Source organism: Streptomyces sp. NPDC048353, from assembly GCF_055587165.1.
In genome coordinates this window covers 921,227-939,949 of the sequence record NZ_JBVJGU010000003.1, presented here as the reverse complement: position 1 = coordinate 939,949, position 18,723 = coordinate 921,227, and the positions used below count along the sequence as shown (strand labels likewise).

Below are 18,723 nucleotides of genomic sequence, written 5' to 3'. Positions count from 1 at the left end.
CGGGCGGGGGGGCGGTGGTGAGGTGGGGAGACGGGCGGTCGCGGGTGCCGGTCGTCGTGGGCTGGTGGAGCGGAAACGACAGGGGGCGCGATGCGCGACAGGTCGAAGCCGGACATACCCAGGGACAACGCGATGCGCGACACGCCGAAACCGGACATACCCCGGGACAGCTGGGCCGAGGTGCCGAGGATGGCGCCCGCCGCCGTGAAGCGACCGGCGGAGGGCGGGCGGGCCGCCCCCGCCCGGACCGTGGCGCCCAGTCCGATGGCCCCCGGCGCCGGCCGGGACCCGCACCGGGTGCACCGCGTGCTGCGGAAGGAGTTCCCGCTCACCTTCGACCCGCTGCTGCGGGCCTGGGTGCTCAGCCGGTTCGCCGACGTGGCCTGCGCGCTGACCGACGCGCGGTTCACCCATGGCCACCGCCCCGGCGACCCGCCCTGCGCCCGGAGCCACGTCGACGTCGACGAGGCGGAGTTGCGGGCCGTCGCCGCGCGCACCGCCCGCCTGCTCGCCCGGCGCCTCGCCGACCGGCCCCGCGTGGACTTGGTCGCCGACTACTGCCACTGGCTGCCCGCCGGCACCGTCGCCGCCGCCACCGGCGTGCCCTACCGCGACATGATGCGCCTGGTGCGCGGACGCGCCGCCTCCGCGCTCGCCGGGCAGTGCAGCGCGCAGATCGCGGTACGCGAGAAGGCCCTGGCCTCCTTCCTCGCCAACGTCCTCCTCGACCCCGACCTGGTGGCCGCCCTCCGCGACGCGCCGTCCGACCTGATCGCCCGCGCCTGGACCGAATCGCTGCGCCGCGACCCGCCCGTGCAGATCGCCGTGCGCCGCACCAGCGCCCCGGTGCGGGTGAGCGGCGGCACCCTCCCCGAGGGCGCGCCCGTGGCCCTGCTGGTCGGCTCCGCCGGACGGGACCCCGAACGGTTCCGGGCGCCCGACCGCTACGACCCGTTCCGCGACGACCCCGGCCAGCTCACCTACGGCCACGGCGCCTGCCCCGCCGTCCTCCTGGCCCGTTTCGAGGCCGAGTACGCCCTGCGCGCCCTCTTCGAGGCCATGCCCGCGATCCGGCTCGCCGACGGATACCGCCCCGAGCAGACGGGCCTGATCACCCGCGGCCCCGCCAACCTTTTCGTCCGCCCCCGAGGCTGACCGTCGCCCGACCGGGGGGCGCGCCCGGCGACGGACGCGCCCCCCGGCCCGGGTCACTCCGGCAGGCGGCCGAGCAGTGCCACCGGACGCGCGTCGAAGAGTTCCGCCAGCTTGACCTCCGAGTCCGGGCCACCCGTGAACTCCCGTACCCCGTCCAGCAGATCGGTCCACCGGCCTTCCGGAAGCACCAGCTCCGTGTCCTGCCAGCCGCCCGCCTCCGCGAGCCGCAGGGGCAGCCGCGTCACGGCCGTCACCACCTCGCCCGCGCGGGCGAAGGCCAGGCAGTGCGCGGCCGCCGGACCGGACGCGGCCAGCGGGAGATAGCCCTCACGGGCGCCGAAGACGTCGGGCCGCTCCCGCCGCACCCGCAGCGCCGCCCGCACCACCGCCGCCTTGTCGTCGTCGCCGCCGACCGCGAACGGCTGCCGGTTGTCCGGGTCGACCAGGGCCCGGTACTCCCGCTCCGTCCCCTGGTACAGCTCCGGCACCCCCGGCATCGTGAGCTGCACCAGCGCCGCGCCCAGCATCTGCGCCCGGATGTGCGGCTCCAACGCGAACGCCGCCTCCGACGCCGAGCGGAGCGGGATACGGCCCGGGCCCGCCGCCACGAAGTCGGTCACCGCCCGTTCGTAGACCGGATCCGGCTCCGTCCAGCTGGTGTGCAGACCCGCCTCCCGTACGGACTTCAGCACCGCGGGACCGAGCCGGTCCGCGTCCGCCGTGCCGAAGCCGAACGCGGTCTGCCAGGCCGTCCACGCGAGGTGCGGGTCGGGCGCCGGCACCCCCGCCACCTCTTCGAGCAGCGCCGCCCACACCGTGGGGCACTGCGCGAGCACCGAGATCCCCGCCCGCACGTCCGCGCTCCGCTTGGTGTCGTGGGTCGTCAGCACCGTGCCCGTGGCCGGCCAGTCCCGGGCAAGACGCAGGCAGTACGCGTGGAACTCCTCGGGCGTGACCGCCGGGCGGCCGGGGTCGCCCCCGACCTCGTTCGCCGACAGGAGCGGGGTGTAGCGGTAGAAGGCCGTGTCCTCCACCGACTTGGCGCGCAGCGCCGACGAGGTCTGCGCGAACCGCGCCCGGAACGCACGGTGCGCCGGGCCGTCGCCCAACCGCCCCAGCGCCAGCGCCCGTACGGTGTCGACCGCCTCGGACTCCTCCGCCACGGCGAACGCGGCCTTGGCGCCCCGGGCGGCCTCCTCGGTGAGGACCTGCTCGCCGCCGGTCCGGTACGTGCGGTACACCGGCACCCGGACGAGGAGCTCGCGGATCGCGGTCTGCAGCGCCCAGGGCGCGTGGTCGCGCAGCTCCGGGTCCGCCGCGCAGACGCGACCGGCGATCCGGGTCAGGGCGGAGGTCTCCGCGGCCAGTTCGTGCGTCACGACCTCGTACGCGGCCCGGCGCGCGGTCGCCTCCCAGCAGCCGCCCCGGTCGCCGGCACGGCCGGCGAACTCGCGGTACACGTCGAGGAGTTCGTCGGCGCCGACCGGGTCCACGAACACCCCGTCCACATACCGCAGGGCGTCGTATCCGGTGGTGCCCGCGACGGGCCAGTCGACCGGCAGCGGCTCCGTGCCGGTGAGGATCTTCTCGACCACCGTCCAGCACCGGCCGTCCGTCGCCTCCCGCAGCCGCTCCAGATAGCCCTGGGGGTCGGCGAGCCCGTCGGGGTGGTCGATCCGCAGGCCGTCGACCACCCCGTCCCGTACCAGCCGCACGATCGTGGCGTGGGTCGCGTCGAAGACCTCGGGGTCCTCGACGCGGACCCCGATGAGATCCGAAATGGTGAAGAAGCGGCGGTAGTTCAGCTCCGTGCGGGCCAGCCGCCACCAGGCCAGGCGGTACCACTGGGCGTCGAGCAGTTCGGTGAGCGGCAGCTCCTCGGTGCCCGCGCGGAGCGGGAACTCCTGCTCGTCGAGGCGCAGGACGCCGTCCTCGACCCGCATCCGGTCCCGGACCTCGGAGAGCCGCGCCGGCAGTACGGGCAGCAGGAGGCGGCCGTCCTCCGCCTCCCAGTCGATGTCGAACCAGCGGGCGTACGGCGAGTCGGGCCCCTCGCGGAGCACCTCGCGCAGGGCGTGGTTGTACCGGGGGTCGGCGGCCATGTGGTTGGGCACCAGGTCGACGACGAGACCGAGACCGTGGGCGCGGGCGGTCGCCGCGAGGGCGCGCAGGCCGTCCTCGCCGCCGAGTTCGGCCCGGACGGCGCGGTGGTCGGTGACGTCGTAGCCGTGCGTGGAGCCGGGCACGGCTTCGAGGATCGGCGAGAGGTGGACGTGCGAGACCCCGAGGCCGGCCAGATGGGGGACGGCACGCTCGGCGGCCGCGAACGGGAACTCCGGCTGGAGCTGCAGCCGGTAGGTGGCGGTGGGCGTGGTCGAGGGCGTCATGCGAACGTACGTACCCCGTTGGGCGGCTTCTGTGTCATCACCCCATGCGCCCGTTCGGGTGTATCGCGTTACGTTCGCGCGATGTTCCGGATGTATCGCCCCACGCTGTCCCTGCTCGGACCGGCCCTGCCGGTCATCTCGTTCCTCGGCCGGCTGCCGACGGCGATGTGCCAGCTCGGCAGTCTCCTTCTGGTCGCCGAGACGAGCGGTTCCCTGACGACGGCGGGGCTGGCGGGCGGGGCGCTCGCGGCCGGGCAGACGGTCGCGGGCCCGGTCATCGGCCGGCTCGCGGACCGGCGCGGACAGCGGGGAGTCGTGCTCACGGCCTCCCTCGCCAACGCGGTCCTGGTGACCGCCCTGGTCGTCGCGGCGCTGGGGCGGGCCGGGACCGGCTGGCTGATGCTGCTCGGCGCGCTCGCCGGGGCGAGCGTCCCGCAGGTCGGGCCGCTGGCCCGGACCCGCTCGGTGGCCCTGGTGCGGCGCGGCGGCGCGGACGACCGGGCGGTGGGGACGGTGCTGTCCTTCGAGGGCACCCTCGACGAGGTCTCCTTCGTGCTCGGCCCGGCGCTGGTCGGTGTCGCCGCGGCCCTGGCGCACCCGGCGGCGGCGCTGCTGCTCGCCGCCGCCCTGCTGGCGACCTGCGGCACGGCCTTCGCCCTCCACCCGTCGGCGCGGACGGCCGAGACGGGCCCTGCGAAGGCCCCCGCGCCGGCGGGGCCGGGGGCGGCGGAGGAAAGGGCGGCGGCCGGGGGCGCCTCCCGTACGACCAGGACCCGTGCGACCACGACCCGTACGACCACGACCCGCACCACCACCCGTACGGCCGTCGCCCAACGGAGGCGGCTGCCGGGGGCGGCGTACGCCCTTCGGGTCACGATGGTGCTCCAAGGCGCGATGTTCGGGGCCTCGCAGGCGGGGATCACCGCGCTCACCGAGCAGCTGGGCGCGCCGGCCCAGGCCGGGCTCGTCTATGCCGCGATGGGGGTGATGAGCGCCGCCGTGGGTCTGTCGATGGCGGCCGTTCCGGCCCGGATCGGACCGGCGACCCGCTGGCGCGTCTCCACCGCCGGGCTCGTCCTGCTCTCGGTCCCCCTGCTCTTCGTGGACTCGCTCGGCGCGCTCTACGCGGTCGTGATCGTCCTCGGAGCGGCGTACGCGCCGCACCTGATCACCGTCTTCGCCCTGACCGAGCGGACCGTGCCGGCCGCCCGGCTCGCCGAGTCCATGGCCTTCCTGACGAGCGGCGTCGTCGGGGGCCAGGCCCTCGCCCTCGCCCTCTCGGGCCGGCTCGCGGAGGGCCACGGGGCCCCGGCGGCGTTCGCCGTGGCCGTCCTCGCCGCCGTGCTCTGCGCGGCCTTGTCCTGGACGGTCCGCACCCGCCTCCCGTCCTCGCCGGCGACCGCCTGACGCCCCGCCACCTCCCTGGAACAAGGCGGGCGGCACCACCCCCTGCCGGCCGGCCCCGCCGTCGCCGCACAGCGAGGCGGGGGCGGCCTCCCGCGCCGCCCCCGCCTCGCCTTCGGCCCCGACCGTCAGGCCCGTCGCCCGGTCACGCCGGGCGGCACAGGACCGTCAGGCTGAGCGGCGCCAGGGTCACCCGTTCACCCGCCGCCACCTTGGGCCCCTCCTGCGGCGGGATGCCTTCCGGATGGGAGGTGTCGACCACGACCCGCCAGGTCTGGCCGTGGTTGACCGGGACCTCGAACTCCAGCTCCTGCGAGGAGGCGTTGAACATCAGCAGGAAGGAGTCGTCGGCGATCCGCTCGCCCTGCGTCCCCGGCTCCGAGATGGCGTTGCCGTTCAGGAAGACCGTCAGCGCCTGCGCGTGCGCCGCCTGCCAGTCCCGCGCGGTCATCTCCTCGCCCTTCGGCGTGAACCACGCGATGTCGGTCAGCTCGTCGTGCGTGCCCTCCACCGGCCGCCCGTGGAAGAAGCGGCGGCGCCGGAAGACCGGATGGTCCCGCCGCAGCCGCACCATCGCCCGGGTGAACTCCAGCAGGGTGCCCTCCTCCTCGGCCCCCGGCTCCGGCCAGCGCACCCACGACACTTCGTTGTCCTGGCAGTAGGCGTTGTTGTTGCCGCCCTGCGTCCGCCCGAACTCGTCGCCGTGGCTGAGCATCGGCACGCCCTGCGACAGCATCAGCGTCGCGAGGAAGTTGCGCATCTGGCGGAGGCGCAGCTCCCTGATGCCGATGTCGTCCGTGTCGCCCTCGGCGCCGCAGTTCCAGGACCGGTTGTGGCTCTCCCCGTCCCGGTTGCCCTCGCCGTTCGCCTCGTTGTGCTTCCCGTCGTACGACACGAGGTCGCGCAGCGTGAAGCCGTCGTGGCAGGTCACGAAGTTCACCGAGGCGAGCGGACGCCGGCCGTCGTCCTGGTACAGATCGGACGAGCCGGTGAGCCGGGACGCGAACTCGGCGAGCGTGCGCGGCTCGCCGCGCCACAGGTCCCGTACGCAGTCGCGGTACTTCCCGTTCCACTCGGTCCACAGCGGCGGGAAATTGCCGACCTGGTAGCCGCCCTCGCCCACGTCCCAGGGCTCGGCGATCAGCTTCACCTGGCTGACCACCGGGTCCTGCTGCACCAGGTCGAAGAAGGACGACAGCCGGTCCACCTCGTGGAACTGGCGGGCCAGGGTGGCCGCCAGGTCGAAGCGGAAGCCGTCGACGTGCATCTCCGTGACCCAGTACCGCAGCGAGTCCATGATCATCTGGAGTACGTGCGGGGACCGCATGAGCAGCGAGTTCCCGGTACCGGTGGTGTCGAAGTAGTGCTCGGGCGCGTCGTCCACGAGACGGTAGTACGAGGGGTTGTCCAGGCCCCGGAAGGAGAGCGTCGGGCCCAGGTGGTTGCCCTCCGCGGTGTGGTTGTAGACCACGTCGAGGATGACCTCGATCCCGGCCTGGTGCAGCGCCTTGACCGCCGACTTGAACTCCAGGACCTGCTGGCCCCGGTCGCCCCAGGAGGCGTAGGCGTTGTGCGGGGCGAAGAAGCCGATGGTGTTGTAGCCCCAGTAGTTCGCCAGGCCCGAGTCCACCAGCCGGTGGTCGTTGACGAACTGGTGGACCGGCATCAGCTCCAGCGCCGTGACGCCCAGTTCCTTCAGGTGCCCGATGACCGACGGGTGTGCGAGGCCCGCGTACGTGCCGCGCAGCTCCTCCGGAAGCTCCGGATGGAGCATCGTCAGGCCCTTCACATGGGCTTCGTAGATCACCGTGCGGTGGTAGTCGGTCCTCGGGCGCCGGTCGTCGCCCCAGTCGAAGTACGGGTTCACCACGACCGAGGTCATCGTGTGCGGCGCCGAGTCGAGGTCGTTGCGTGAGTCCGGCCGCCCGAAGTGGTAGCCGTACACCGCCTCGCCCCAGTCCACGGAGCCCGATACCGCACGGGCGTACGGGTCGAGGAGCAGCTTCGCCGCGTTGCAGCGCTGCCCCTGCTCCGGCGCGTACGGACCGTGGACCCGGAATCCGTACCGTTGGCCGGGCATCACGCCCGGCAGATAGGCGTGACGGACGAAGGCGTCCGTCTCGCGCAGCTCGACGGCCGTCTCCGACCCGTCGTCATGGATCAGACACAGCTCGATTCTGTCGGCGGTCTCCGAGAAGACCGCGAAGTTCGTTCCGGCGCCGTCGTAGGTGGCGCCCAGGGGATACGCCTGTCCCGGCCAGACCTGCATAGATAAGACTCTTCCATTCTGATCCGGGTGTGGGGGTGCACTCCGGCCAAATCCTGCCGCAAAGAAGGGCAACCTCCTAGGACTTCGACCCGTCCTACCGGGTGACCGCATGCACGTGGGGGAACAGAGGGGGAAGTGTGTACGAATCAGTGCGCCGCCATCTGGGGAAGGTGGTGGCGGGCACGGCCCTGGCCGTGACGGGGACCGCCGTCATGGTCGGCGTCACCCTGCCGGGAACGGCGGGCGCCGACGACACGCCGAGGGCCGGCATCGCCGGCGGGCGCGGCGGCGGACCGGGGGCCGCGGAGGGCGCGTCGGGCGACGGCGGAGCCGCCCCGGAGCCCGCGACCCTGGCCGTCGCGCCGCCCGAGGGAACGAAGGGGGTGGGCACCGACCCGCTCACCGACGACGAGCTGAAGCGGGCCGAGACGCTGGCGCTGACCCCGCCGGCCCGGGCCGCGCGGCGCGACGTCGAGGGGGCACGGGGCCCGCAGCACCTGGGCACCGAGCTGGCCGACCCGCGCCCCGAGGAGGCCGACGACCCCGCCGCGCCGCGCCGGGCGGAGGTCCGCTTCTACGACTACGAACGCGACGAGCTGATCACCCGGACCGTCGACCTCGACACCGGGAAGGTCGAGAGCGCCGCCGCCCAGCGCGGCGTCCAGCCCTCGGCCCACCCCGAGGAGCTGCGCGAGGCCCTGGAGCTCATCCTGAAGAGCCCACTCGGCAAGGGTGTCCGCGAGGACTACAAGGACGCCACCGGCAAGCCCCTGACCTCGGCCGACCAGCTCTGGTTCAACGGCGACGTCTACCGCCCCTACCGCGAGGCGAAGGTGCCCGCACCGCTCACCGCCTGCGGCGGGCACCGGTGCGTCCGGCTCGTCACCAAGATCCACAACGGCTCCTGGATCGACACCCGGAACCTGATCGTCGACCTCAGCGCCAGGACGGTGACCCGCGTCGGCTGACCGCGCCCCGCGCCGGCCGGCCCCACGCCACGACCCACCCGTCCCACCCGCCCCCGCGCCCCGGCGCGGGCCGGCCGCCGTCGGCCCGCCCGCCCCCGGCCCGGGGACGGCGCCGCGCGGATCGACCACCCGCGCGCCCGTCCGCCTTCCGCACTTCCGTACGAGGGAGTTCGTCCTCATGTCCACCCCATCGCTCGCGCGCGCCCGCCGGCACGGCGCCGTGCTCGCCGCGGCCGGTCTGCTCGCCACCGCCACGGCCGCCGCCGGACCGGCGACCTCCGCCACCGCCGCGCCCACCCCGCCCCGGCCCGACTGCTCCGCCGCGTACCGCATCGAGCAGAAGCTCGACGGCGGCACCACCTGGCGCATGTGCTGGCGCTACGACACCGACTCCGGCCTCGTCCTGGACAAGGTCACCTACCAGCCCAAGAGCGCGAGCACGCCCATCCGCGTGCTCAACAGCGCCAAGCTCGCCCAGATCCACGTGCCGTACGACGACGGCAACGCCGAGTACGACGACCTCACCGGCGCCGGATTCGGCTGGGGCCTGCAGAACCTGAAGCCCGCCGAGTGCCCCGGCGGCACCCTCACCAGCGTGAAGGTGCCCGAGGTCGGCAAGGTCAACGGCCTGTGCACCACCACCCGCGCCCGCGGCCACGCGTACCGCATGGCCAACGACCAGGGCACCAAGGTCTGGCAGGCCCAGGGCAAGGACCTGCTCGTCTACACCGTGAACAAGGTCGCCTGGTACGAATACATCACCGAATGGCGGTTCTCCTCCGACGGCACGATCGCCGCCAACGTCGGCGCCACCGGCAGCCTCTCGCCCTTCGACTACAACGCCACCGACGGCAAGGGCTGGCCCATCGGACCGGGCGCCCGCTCCTACGCCACCAGCCACGCCCACAACGTCTTCTGGCGGCTCGACTTCGGCCTCGATGGCAGCGTCAAGGACAGGATCGAGCAGTACGACTCCAAGGTCACCGCACCGGGCCCGCAGGGCGGCGGCCCGACCGTGAAGACCACCCGCACCCCCGTCACCAAGGAACTCGCCGGGGACGCGAAGAACATGCGCTGGTGGCGCGTGGTCAGCGCGAACGGCAAGAACAAGGACGGCCACGCCCGCTCGTACGAGATCGTGCCCGGCCCCTCCAACACCCACGCCGGCCGCGGCTTCACCCGGCACGACATCTACTTCACCCAGAGCCGCGCCTGCGAGCAGTTCGCCAGCAACAACATCCTGAACTGCGGCCCCAACGCCCCCGACAGCGTGGACAAGTGGGTCAACGGCGAGACGCTGACCGACCCGGCCGTCTGGGTCAACATCGGGTTCCACCACATCGCCCGGGACGAGGACCAGCAGCCGATGCCCGTCCACTGGCAGGGATTCCAGCTCGCGCCCAGGGACGTAACCGCTATGAATCCGCTCACTCCGGCTGATCTCGCCAACCAGAACGGCACTCCCCAACAGGGGAGTTGAGCGAGCAGCCTGACGATCCTGCTGCACCGCCTCCCGCTCCCGGAGTACCCTTCCTTGATCTTGTCGGACTGGTCAGACGGGCGTCCAGGAGCAGAAGGCGGTGCGCGGGTGAGCTCGGGAGGTCTGGAGCTGCCCCCAGGTGACGCGGGTCACGAGGGGAGCTCCCCCGACCCCGGCGAAGGGCCGCCCGGAGCGGTCACCGTCGCCAGGCCGATGGAGATCGGGGCGGAGCTGGACTGGGACGCCGACGCGTGGAGCGAGGTGCGCACCCGCGCCCAGCGCGCCGGGCGCGCCTATATCTGGCTGAATCTCGTCGAGCAGCGCCTGCGCGCGGTGGTCGCGGCGGTCCTGCGGCCCGTGTACGAGCCCACGCACGGCGAGGAGTGGGTGGTGGCCGCGGCCGGCCCGGCCGGCCAGGAGTGGGTGCAGCGGGCCGTCGCCGTCCGGGAGGTCTCCCGGCGCAAGGGATACCTCCTCGACCCGGCCGACGACAACGTCCTCAGCTTCCTCACGCTCCCGCAGCTGCGCGAGCTGATGGTGCAGCACTGGCCCTGCTTCGAGCCGTACTTCGACGACCGGCGCGAGGTCGAACTGGCCCTGGACGAGCTGGAGGTGACGCGCAACGTCGTCTCCCGCAACCGGGCCCTGTCGCTGACCGTGCTCGCCCAGTCCGAGCGCGCCTCCGCCCGGCTCCTGGAGATCCTCGGGAGCGGGGCCGGCGTGCCGTCCGCCGACCGGCTGCCCGTCGACGCGGTCGAGGACCTCGTCGGCGACCGGTACGCCGACGTCGTCTCCGTCCACCCCGACCGGGTCCGGCTCCAGCGGCAGCTGCCGGCCGAGGACCTCTTCGGCGGGGCCCGCCGCCTCGACGCCACCGGCATAGGCCTGAACCTCCTCGTGCAGAACTTCTCCGGTCGCCGGCTGGTCCGCCTGGCCGAGTCCGGCTGCCGCATACGGCTCCTCTTCCTCAACCCGGCCAGCAGCGCCGTGAAGCGGCGCGAGCGCGAACTCGGCCTGAAGAAGGGCGAGCTGAGCCGCTCGGTCGAGATGAACATCCTCCACATGCGACGGGTCCGCTCCAAGCTGCGCGACCCCGGGGCCTTCCAGATCCACGTCTTCGACGAGACCCCCCGCTTCACCGCGTACCTCGTCGACGGCGACGGGCCGGACGGGGTCGGCGTCGTCCAGTCCTATCTCCGGCGCGCCCGGGGGATGGAGGCGCCGGTCCTCGTGCTGCGCGGGGGAGGGCGGAACGTGGTGCGCTCCGGACGGCAGGACGGCCGGGACGGCGACAACGGACTTTTCGAGACGTACCGGGAGGAGTTCGAGTCGGTGTGGCTCGACTCCCGTCCGGTCTCCTGAGCGCTCCCGGGCGCTCCGCGGCCTGGACCGGGGGCGTTGTCAGTGGCGCGTGCGAGGGTGTTCAGCACCACGGGGGAGATCACGTAAGGAGGTCCCGATGGCTTGGCACGGGGAAACGCTGGTCGGCTTCGACCTGGAGACGACCGGGACGGAACCGCTGGAGGCGCGGATCGTGACGGCGTCGGTCGTCGGCGTCCACGGCGGACGGGTGGTGCGGCAGCGGGACTGGCTGGCCGACCCCGGGATCCGCATCCCGGCCCAGGCCTCGGCGATCCACGGCATCAGCAGCGAACGCGCGGCGGCCGAGGGGCGCCCGGTGCGCGAGGTGGCGGACGAGATCGCCGAGACGCTGACGGGGTACTGGGCGCGGGGCGTCCCGGTCGTCGCGTACAACGCGGCCTTCGACCTGACCCTGCTCTCCGCCGAACTGCGCCGCCACGGCCTGCCCTCGCTGGGCGAGCGACTGGGCGGCGCCGCCACCGGCCCGGTCATCGACCCGTACACCATCGACCGCGCCGTCGACCGGTACCGCCGGGGGAAGCGGACGCTGGAAGCGGTCTGCGGGGAGTACGGCGTGGTCCTGGAAGCGGCCCACCAGGCGGCCGCCGACGCCCTGGCCGCCGTGCGGGTCGCGATCGCGATAGCCGACCGGCACGCGTCGGTGGCCGCGTTGAGCCCCGCCGAGCTGCATGAGCGTCAGATCGACTGGTACCGCGCCTGGGCGGAGGACTTCCAGACCTTCCTCCGCCGCAAGGGCACCCCGGACGCGACCGTCGACCCGTCCTGGCCCCTGCGGGAGCCGGCACCGGCGCCGCACTGACGGGGGCGCGCACGCTCCGGCCTCGCGCTCTGGGGAGTGGGGTCCCGGATCAGAGCGGGTACCACCGGACCTCGGGGTCGTCGTCGCGGAGGGAGGAGACGCGGCGTTCGAATTCGGTCAGGGCCTTCGGGTTCGTCGGGGCGTGTTGGGCCACCCACGCGCAGCTCGCCGTCTCGCGGGCTCCGCGCAGGACCGCGCAGCCCTCCCAGGTGCGGACGTCCCAGCCGTAGGCGTCGGTGAACGCGTCGTAGGCCGCCGGGTCGAGCCCGTAGCGGTCGCGGGAGAGGGCGAGGACCACCAGGTCGTGCTCGCGCAGGTCGGAGGAGAAGGTCTCCAGGTCGACCAGGACGGGGCCGTCGGGGCCGACGTGGACGTTGCGGGGCAGCGCGTCGCCGTGGATCGGGCCGGGGGTGAGGTGGGGGGTGAGCGCGGCCGCCGCCGGGGCGAAGGAGTCGCGGCGGTCCCGCAGGAAGGCCGCGTCGGCCGGGTCGATCGCGTCGCCGGCGAGCCGCAGCCACCGCTCGACCCCGCCGAGCAGCTCACGGCGGGGGAGGGTGAACTCCGTGGGCTCCGCGAGGGCGTGGACCCGGCGGAGCAGCGGGGCCAGGTCCCGGGGCTCGGCGGGCCGTACGGCCTCGGGCAGCCGGTGCCAGAGGGTGACGGGGTGGCCGTCCACCAGGAGGGGTTTCGGTTCCGCCGCCCGTACCGCCGGGACGTCCGCCTCCGCCAGCCAGTCGGCGAGCGCCAGCTCCCGCTCGGCGCGGGGCAGCAGCTCGGCGTCCCGGCCGATCTTGACCGCCCGGTCGCCCGCCGCGAAGACCGCGTTCTCGCCCAGCGCGAGCAGCGACGCCTCCGACTCCCGGGACGGCAGTCCCGCGGCGGCCAGGATCTCCCGTGCCCGCGCCTCGTCCATACGTCTCTCCGTCTCTCTCCGATGCGTGTGCGAATCAGCCAAAGTCTCCCATCGACGCAGGTTGCCTTGACGAACCCACGGCCCGTCAGGAGCATGACGGGGCCCGTTGCAACGTTGCACATGCCGTAGACGTCCTCCGAGGGGTTCCTCTGTGAGTGTGGTGACCGCGCCGAAGCGGTCCGGCCGACCGGCGCCCGCCGGCCGGGGACCGGACCGGAGGCAGGGGCCCGGCGCCTGGTTCCTGGTGCTGCCGGCCCTGATCCCGATCCTGGTCCTGAGCGTCGGCCCGCTGCTCTACGGCATCGCGCTCGCGTTCACGGACGCCCAGTCCGGCCGCACCCAGCCCACCCAGTGGGTGGGCACCCTCAACTTCCGGGACCTGCTGCACGACACGCTCTTCTGGGACTCGTTCCGGATCGGCCTCGTGTGGGCCGTCGGCGTCACCGTCCCGCAGTTCCTGCTCGCCCTCGGTCTGGCGCTGCTCCTCAACCAGAACCTCCGCTTCCGCTGGCTCGCCCGAGCGCTCGCGATCATCCCCTGGGCCATGCCCGAGGTCGTCGTCGGCATCATGTGGCGGCTGGTCTACAACCCCGACGCGGGCATCCTCAACGAGACCATCCGCGACCTGGGCCTCGGGGAGGGGCGCGACTGGCTCACCGGGCTCGCGACCGCGCTGCCCGCCGTGATCGTCGTCGGGGTCTGGGCCGGGATGCCCCAGACCACGGTCGCCCTGCTCGCCGGGCTCCAGAACACTCCGCACGAACTCCACGAGGCCGCCGCCCTCGACGGCGCGGGCGCCTGGCGCCGCTTCCGTACCGTCACCTGGCCCGCCCTGCGGCCCGTCGCCCTCGCCATCACGGCGCTCAACTTCATCTGGAACTTCAACTCCTTCGCCCTGGTCTACGTCCTGACCAACGGCGGTCCCGGCGGCCGCACCCGGCTGCCGATGCTCTTCGCGTACGAAGAGGCTTTCCGCTACGGACAGTTCGGCTACGCCGCCGCGATGGGCTGCGTGATGGTCGCCGTCATCTCCGTGCTCCTCGCCCTCTATCTCGTCGGACGGCTGAAGGGGGACCAGGACCGGTGAGCATCCGTACCGGCAAGCCCGCGCGGGCCGGACAGTACCTCGCGCTCCTCGCCTATCTCGTCTTCCTCGCCTTCCCGTTCCTCTGGCTGATCTCCACCGCCTTCAAGCCCGCCCCCGAGCTGGCCTCGCTCCACCCCACCTGGATCCCCGAGGACCCCACGCTCGCCAACTTCCGGCAGGCCTTCGACGAACAGCCGCTGCTCCGGGCCGCCGGGAACAGCGCGATCGCCGCCTTCTCCGCCGCCCTGATCGCCGTCGTCATCGCCACCCCCATGGCGTATGTCATGGCCCGGCACCGGGGCCGGCTCACCACCGCCGCCACCGGCTGGGTCGTGGTCAGCCAGGCGTTCCCCTTCGTCCTCGTGATCATCCCGCTCTTCCTCGTCCTCAAGAACCTCCACCTGATCAACAGCCTCGCCGGGCTGGTCATGGTCTACGTCGTCTGGTCGCTGCCGTTCGCGCTGTGGATGCTGGTGGGGTACGTCCGGGCCGTCCCGGCCGAGCTGGAGGAGGCCGCCGCCGTCGACGGCGCGGGCAGGCTCCGGATCCTCGTCTCGGTCACCGCCCCGCTGCTCGCCCCCGGCATCGTCGCCACCGCGCTCTTCGCCTTCATCACCGCGTGGAACGAGTTCTTCTTCGCGCTCGTCCTGCTCAAGACCCCGGAGAAGCAGACCTTGCCGGTCGTCCTCACCCATTTCCTCGGCGCCGAGGGCGTCGCCGACCTCGGCCCGCTGGCCGCGGCCGCCTTCCTCGCCACCCTCCCCTCGCTCGTCGTCTTCGCGGTCATCCAGAAACGGATCACCGGCGGCATGCTCACCGGGGCGGTGAAGTCCTGATGCGCCCGCCCCGCTCGCTCACCGCCGTGACGGCCGTGACCGCCGTGCTGGCCCTGCTGCTCACCGGCTGCGCCGGGGACGGCGAGAGGGAGGACGGGAAGGTACGGCTCCGGTTCCAGTCCCTCGCCTGGCAGCAGGAGTCCGTCGACGCCAACAAGGAGCTGGTGGCGGAGTGGAACGCCGCCCACCCCGACATCCAGGTCGACTACGTCCAGGGCAGCTGGGACTCCGTCCACGACCAGCTCCTCACCTCCTTCGAGGGAGGCGAGGCGCCCGACATCATCCACGACGCCTCCGACGACCTGGCCGACTTCGCCTACGGCGGCTACCTCGCCGATCTGACCGGCCTCCTCCCCGCCCGGCTGCGCGCCGACATCCCCGCGCACAGCTGGCGGACGACGACCTTCGGCAAGGGGGTCTACGGCGTGCCGTTCCTCCAGGAACCGCGCATGATCATGGCGAACAAGAAGATCCTGGAGTCCTCCGGCGTCCGCGTCCCCACCCCGGAGCGGCCGTGGAGCTGGGCGGAGTTCCGGCAGGTCGCCAAGGAGCTGACGGCGCGCATGGGCGAGGGGAGGTACGCGGTCGCCTGGCCGCTCAAGGAGCCGGTCTCCGTCAGTCTCAACCTGGGTCTCTCGGCCGGCGGGCAGCTCTTCCACCGGGGCGCGGACGGCAAGGTCACCGTCCGCTTCACCGAGGCCGACGGCGTCGTGCCGGGCACCATCCACGACCAGGTCGACGTCGACGGCACCGCCTCGCGCTCCACACTCGGCTCGGGCGGCTCGGACACCCTGCCGGGCTTCTTCGGCGGCAAGTACGCGATGGTCCCGCTGGGGTTCTCGTACCGGCAGCAGATCACCCAGCAGGCGCCGAAGGGCTTCGAGTGGATCGTGCTGCCCGCGCCGGCAGGGGAGGACGGGCTCGCGCAGGGGGTGAGCCCGCAGACGCTCTCCATCGCCGAGGAGAGCCCCCACAAGAAGGAGGCGGCGCTCTTCCTCGACTTCTTCCTCCGGCCGGCGAACATGGTCCGCCTCGCGCGGGGCGACTGGATGCTGCCCACCGGCACGGCGGCGCTCGCCGACCCCTCCCTGCACACGGCGAAGGACGGCTGGGCGACCGGCGCGGCGGTGGCCCGGCACCTGCGGCCGGCGCCGGCGCAGTCGGTGCGGGGCTACGCCGAGTGGAAGGACAAGGTGGCGACGCCGGCGTTCCAGGAGTACTACAGCGGGGCGATCGACGCCGACGAGCTGCGCGCAAGGCTGGAGGAGGACGGCAACCTGGTGCTCGCCCGCTACCAGCGCGACTGAAATGACTGGACGAGACGTCTCGTCTCGCGTACGGTTCGGGCATGACCACCACGCCGCGCGCCCATATCGCCATGTTCTCCATCGCCGCACACGGGCATGTGAATCCGAGTCTGGAGGTGATCCGGGAGCTCGTCGCCCGTGGCCACCGCGTCAGCTACGCCATCCCCGCCTCCTTCGCCGAGAAGGTGGCCGCGACCGGGGCCACCCCCGTCGTCTACACCTCCACCCTGCCCACCGACGACGACCCCGAGGCCTGGGGGACGGAGCTGATCGACAACATCGAGCCGTTCCTCGACGACGCCGTCCAGGCGCTGCCCCAGCTCGCCGACGCCTTCGACGCCGACCGGCCCGACCTGGTGCTGCACGACATCACCGCGTACCCCGCGCCGGTCCTCGCACACCGCTGGGGCGTGCCGGCGGTCGCACTCTGGCCGAATCTCGTTCCCTGGGAGGGGTACGAGGAAGAGGTCGCCGAGCCCATGTTCGCCGCGCTCAAGACCTCCGAGCGGGGCAAGGCGTACTACGCGCGGTTCACGTCCTGGCTCACCGAGCACGGCGTGGAGACCCACCCCGACCGGCTCATCGCCCGCCCCCGCCGGGCCCTCGTCCTCATCCCGCGCGCGCTCCAGCCGAACGCCGACCGGGTCGACGAGTCCGTCTTCACCTTCGTCGGGGCCTGCCAGGGTGAGCGGGCGGACCAGGGGGAGTGGCAGCGGCCGGCCGGGGCGGAGAAGGTGCTCCTGGTCTCCCTGGGCTCCGCCTTCACCAAACAGCCGGACTTCTACCGCGCCTGCGCCGAGGCCTTCGCCGACCTCCCCGAGTGGCATGTCGTGCTGCAGATCGGGAAGTTCGTCGATCCCGCGGAGCTCGGCCCGCTGCCCGCCCACGTCAAGGCCCGGTCCTGGGTGCCGCAACTGGCCATCCTCAAGCAGGCGGACGCGTTCATCACCCACGCCGGCGCCGGCGGCAGCCAGGAGGGACTGGCCACGGCGACCCCGATGGTCGCGGTGCCGCAGGCCGTCGACCAGTTCGGCAACGCCGACATGCTCCAGTCGCTCGGGGTGGCCCGGCACGTGCCGATGGAGGAGGCGACGGCGGAGCGCCTGCGCGAGGCCGTCCTGGCCCTGACCGGGGATCCCGAGGTGGCCCGGCGCGGCAAGGAGATCCAGGAGCGGATGGCGAAGGAGGGCGGCACGGCCCGGGCCGCGGACCTCATCGAGGCCGAACTCCACTGACGGACAGCGGTGATGAAGACCCCCGGGACCACCGGGGGCCTTGCGCATGGTCCCTTTCATGGGAGTATGCGTGATTTGTTATTAAGAAAGCTTGTTGAATAAGTCATAGGTGTGTGAAGGCCCTTTGATTTGCACTCGTCAATCGGTCAGGGTTTCGAGCACAGCTACCGGAGAGTTTCGCTCCAGTGGCCCAACCCCCCACAAATGCTGACGAGGAGACCCCTCTTCATGGCTACACACAAGCGAGTTCGCCGGACGAAGCTCATCGTCGTCGCCACCGCGATAGCGGCCGCGACCGGAGTCACCGCCCTCACCACCCCGTTCGCCGGCGCGGCCACCGCGCCCGCCGAAGGAACCGTCCACGGACTCGGAGCCGAAGGCGCGGTCGCCGGAAGCTACGTCGTCCTGCTGGACGAGAACGCCGACAAGGGGAAGCTCGCCGAGGAGTACGGCGGCACCCTGCGCCGCAGCTACGACTCGGCCGTCAACGGCTTCTCGGTCAACGGCATGTCGGAGACCGAGGCCAAGCGCCTCGCCGCCGACCCGGCCGTCGCCAAGGTCGTGCAGAACAAGAAGTTCACCATCAACGCCACCCAGGCCGACCCGCCCTCCTGGGGCCTCGACCGGGTCGACCAGGCCGACACCGCCGGGGACGCGAAGTACACCTACCCCGACAAGGCCGGCGAGGGCGTCACCGCGTACGTCATCGACACCGGAGTCCGCGTCACGCACAAGGACTTCGAGGGCCGCGCGGCCGACGGCTTCGACGCCATCGACAACGACAACACCGCGCAGGACGGCAACGGCCACGGCACCCACGTGGCCGGCACCATCGCGGGCGCCACCTACGGCGTCGCGAAGAAGGCGAAGATCGTCGCCGTCCGCGTCCTCGACGACAACGGCTCCGGCACCACCGAGCAGGTCGTCGCCGGCATCGACTGGGTCACCGAGAACCACCAGGGCCCCTCCGTCGCCAACATGAGCCTGGGCGGCGGCGCCGACCCGGCCCTCGACGAGGCCGTCAAGAAGGCCATCGCCGCCGGCGTCACCTTCGGCGTCGCCGCCGGCAACGAATCCTCCGACGCCGGCCAGGGCTCCCCCTCCCGCGTCCAGGAAGCCCTCACGGTGGCCTCCTCCACCAAGAACGACGAGCAGTCCGACTTCTCCAACTTCGGCGCGGTCGTGGACCTCTACGCCCCGGGCTCCGACATCGCCTCGGCCTGGAACGACAGCGACACCGGTACGAAGACCATCTCCGGCACCTCGATGGCGACCCCGCACGTGGTCGGTGCCGCCGCCGTCTACCTCGCCGGACACCCCGACGCCACCCCGGACCAGGTCGCCCAGGCCCTGGTCGGCGGCGCCACCGCCGACAAGATCACCAACCCCAGCCAGGGCACCGCCAACAAGCTGCTCAAGATCGTCGAGTAGCGGCCCCCTTCGCCTGACCGACGGCCGCCGCGCCCTCCCCCACGGGGCGCGACGGCCGTCCTATCGTGT

Annotated in this window: 14 protein-coding genes; 11 read left to right on the top strand and 3 right to left on the bottom strand. The window is 72.9% G+C overall.

What is annotated here, in order from left to right:
• The first annotated feature begins 132 nt into the window (after window positions 1-132).
• Entirely contained in the window at window positions 133-1,155 is a 1,023-nt protein-coding gene (locus ACZ6RC_RS14485) for a cytochrome P450 (RefSeq protein ID WP_469582462.1), read from the top strand.
• 53 nt (window positions 1,156-1,208) lie between these two features.
• Here ACZ6RC_RS14485 and treY read toward each other — a convergent pair whose 3' ends face one another.
• Complete coding sequence (gene treY, locus ACZ6RC_RS14480) at window positions 1,209-3,542, bottom strand: malto-oligosyltrehalose synthase (RefSeq protein WP_469582459.1); 2,334 nt, start codon at window positions 3,540-3,542, stop codon at window positions 1,209-1,211.
• Window positions 3,543-3,623: 81 nt separating this feature from the next.
• Between treY and ACZ6RC_RS14475 the strand changes: the two genes are divergently transcribed.
• Window positions 3,624-4,949 carry an MFS transporter gene (locus ACZ6RC_RS14475; RefSeq protein WP_469582456.1) on the top strand — a complete coding sequence of 442 codons (1,326 nt, stop codon included), beginning with the start codon at window positions 3,624-3,626 and terminating at the stop codon, window positions 4,947-4,949.
• 142 nt (window positions 4,950-5,091) lie between these two features.
• On the opposite strand, the gene glgX is transcribed toward ACZ6RC_RS14475, so the two are convergent.
• Window positions 5,092-7,215 carry a glycogen debranching protein GlgX gene (gene glgX, locus ACZ6RC_RS14470; protein ID WP_469582453.1) on the bottom strand — a complete coding sequence of 708 codons (2,124 nt, stop codon included), beginning with the start codon at window positions 7,213-7,215 and terminating at the stop codon, window positions 5,092-5,094.
• A 137-nt stretch (window positions 7,216-7,352) separates the two neighbouring features.
• Here glgX and ACZ6RC_RS14465 point away from each other — a divergent pair, with 137 nt between their 5' ends.
• The 4 genes from ACZ6RC_RS14465 (at window position 7,353) to ACZ6RC_RS14450 (ending at window position 11,845) form a co-directional block, all read left to right on the top strand.
• Window positions 7,353-8,183, top strand: coding sequence for a Tat pathway signal sequence domain protein (locus ACZ6RC_RS14465; protein ID WP_469582450.1), 831 nt, complete (start codon window positions 7,353-7,355; stop codon window positions 8,181-8,183).
• Window positions 8,184-8,361: 178 nt separating this feature from the next.
• Window positions 8,362-9,663, top strand: coding sequence for a copper amine oxidase (locus tag ACZ6RC_RS14460; protein WP_469582446.1), 1,302 nt, complete (start codon window positions 8,362-8,364; stop codon window positions 9,661-9,663).
• Window positions 9,664-9,771: 108 nt separating this feature from the next.
• Window positions 9,772-11,025, top strand: a complete 1,254-nt coding sequence (locus ACZ6RC_RS14455) for an SAV2148 family HEPN domain-containing protein (RefSeq protein WP_391141861.1) — start codon at window positions 9,772-9,774, stop codon at window positions 11,023-11,025.
• Window positions 11,026-11,122: 97 nt separating this feature from the next.
• The gene (locus tag ACZ6RC_RS14450) at window positions 11,123-11,845 is read left to right on the top strand and encodes an exonuclease domain-containing protein (RefSeq protein ID WP_469582443.1); all 723 of its coding nucleotides are present in this window, start codon (window positions 11,123-11,125) and stop codon (window positions 11,843-11,845) included.
• Window positions 11,846-11,894: 49 nt separating this feature from the next.
• Here ACZ6RC_RS14450 and ACZ6RC_RS14445 read toward each other — a convergent pair whose 3' ends face one another.
• Entirely contained in the window at window positions 11,895-12,758 is an 864-nt protein-coding gene (locus ACZ6RC_RS14445) for a phosphotransferase enzyme family protein (protein ID WP_469582439.1), read from the bottom strand.
• A gap of 157 nt (window positions 12,759-12,915) precedes the next feature.
• Between ACZ6RC_RS14445 and ACZ6RC_RS14440 the strand changes: the two genes are divergently transcribed.
• The 5 genes from ACZ6RC_RS14440 to ACZ6RC_RS14420 all read left to right on the top strand — a co-directional run bounded on the left by ACZ6RC_RS14440 (window position 12,916) and on the right by ACZ6RC_RS14420 (window position 18,654).
• Window positions 12,916-13,845 carry a carbohydrate ABC transporter permease gene (locus ACZ6RC_RS14440; RefSeq protein ID WP_391142220.1) on the top strand — a complete coding sequence of 310 codons (930 nt, stop codon included), beginning with the start codon at window positions 12,916-12,918 and terminating at the stop codon, window positions 13,843-13,845.
• 2 nt (window positions 13,846-13,847) lie between these two features.
• On the top strand, window positions 13,848-14,681 hold the full coding sequence (locus ACZ6RC_RS14435; RefSeq protein WP_469582872.1) for a carbohydrate ABC transporter permease: 834 nt from the start codon (window positions 13,848-13,850) through the stop codon (window positions 14,679-14,681).
• Window positions 14,681-15,988, top strand: a complete 1,308-nt coding sequence (locus tag ACZ6RC_RS14430; protein ID WP_469582437.1) for an ABC transporter substrate-binding protein — start codon at window positions 14,681-14,683, stop codon at window positions 15,986-15,988. Before ACZ6RC_RS14435 ends, ACZ6RC_RS14430 begins: the two co-directional genes overlap by 1 nt.
• Window positions 15,989-16,029: 41 nt before the next feature.
• Entirely contained in the window at window positions 16,030-17,223 is a 1,194-nt protein-coding gene (mgt, locus tag ACZ6RC_RS14425; protein ID WP_469582435.1) for a macrolide-inactivating glycosyltransferase, read from the top strand.
• Window positions 17,224-17,451: 228 nt separating this feature from the next.
• The gene (locus ACZ6RC_RS14420) at window positions 17,452-18,654 is read left to right on the top strand and encodes a S8 family peptidase (protein ID WP_453612035.1); all 1,203 of its coding nucleotides are present in this window, start codon (window positions 17,452-17,454) and stop codon (window positions 18,652-18,654) included.
• The last annotated feature ends 69 nt before the right edge of the window (window positions 18,655-18,723 follow it).

What these genes read in the sequence shown, in the direction of transcription:
- ACZ6RC_RS14485 (WP_469582462.1), top strand. Translation starts at nt 133, where the DNA reads ATGCGCGACACGCCGAAACCGGACATACCCCGGGACAGCTGGGCCGAG.
- treY (WP_469582459.1), bottom strand. Translation starts at nt 3,542, where the DNA reads ATGACGCCCTCGACCACGCCCACCGCCACCTACCGGCTGCAGCTCCAG.
- ACZ6RC_RS14475 (WP_469582456.1), top strand. Translation starts at nt 3,624, where the DNA reads ATGTTCCGGATGTATCGCCCCACGCTGTCCCTGCTCGGACCGGCCCTG.
- glgX (WP_469582453.1), bottom strand. Translation starts at nt 7,215, where the DNA reads ATGCAGGTCTGGCCGGGACAGGCGTATCCCCTGGGCGCCACCTACGAC.
- ACZ6RC_RS14460 (WP_469582446.1), top strand. Translation starts at nt 8,362, where the DNA reads ATGTCCACCCCATCGCTCGCGCGCGCCCGCCGGCACGGCGCCGTGCTC.
- ACZ6RC_RS14450 (WP_469582443.1), top strand. Translation starts at nt 11,123, where the DNA reads ATGGCTTGGCACGGGGAAACGCTGGTCGGCTTCGACCTGGAGACGACC.
- ACZ6RC_RS14445 (WP_469582439.1), bottom strand. Translation starts at nt 12,758, where the DNA reads ATGGACGAGGCGCGGGCACGGGAGATCCTGGCCGCCGCGGGACTGCCG.
- ACZ6RC_RS14430 (WP_469582437.1), top strand. Translation starts at nt 14,681, where the DNA reads ATGCGCCCGCCCCGCTCGCTCACCGCCGTGACGGCCGTGACCGCCGTG.
- mgt (WP_469582435.1), top strand. Translation starts at nt 16,030, where the DNA reads ATGACCACCACGCCGCGCGCCCATATCGCCATGTTCTCCATCGCCGCA.
- ACZ6RC_RS14420 (WP_453612035.1), top strand. Translation starts at nt 17,452, where the DNA reads ATGGCTACACACAAGCGAGTTCGCCGGACGAAGCTCATCGTCGTCGCC.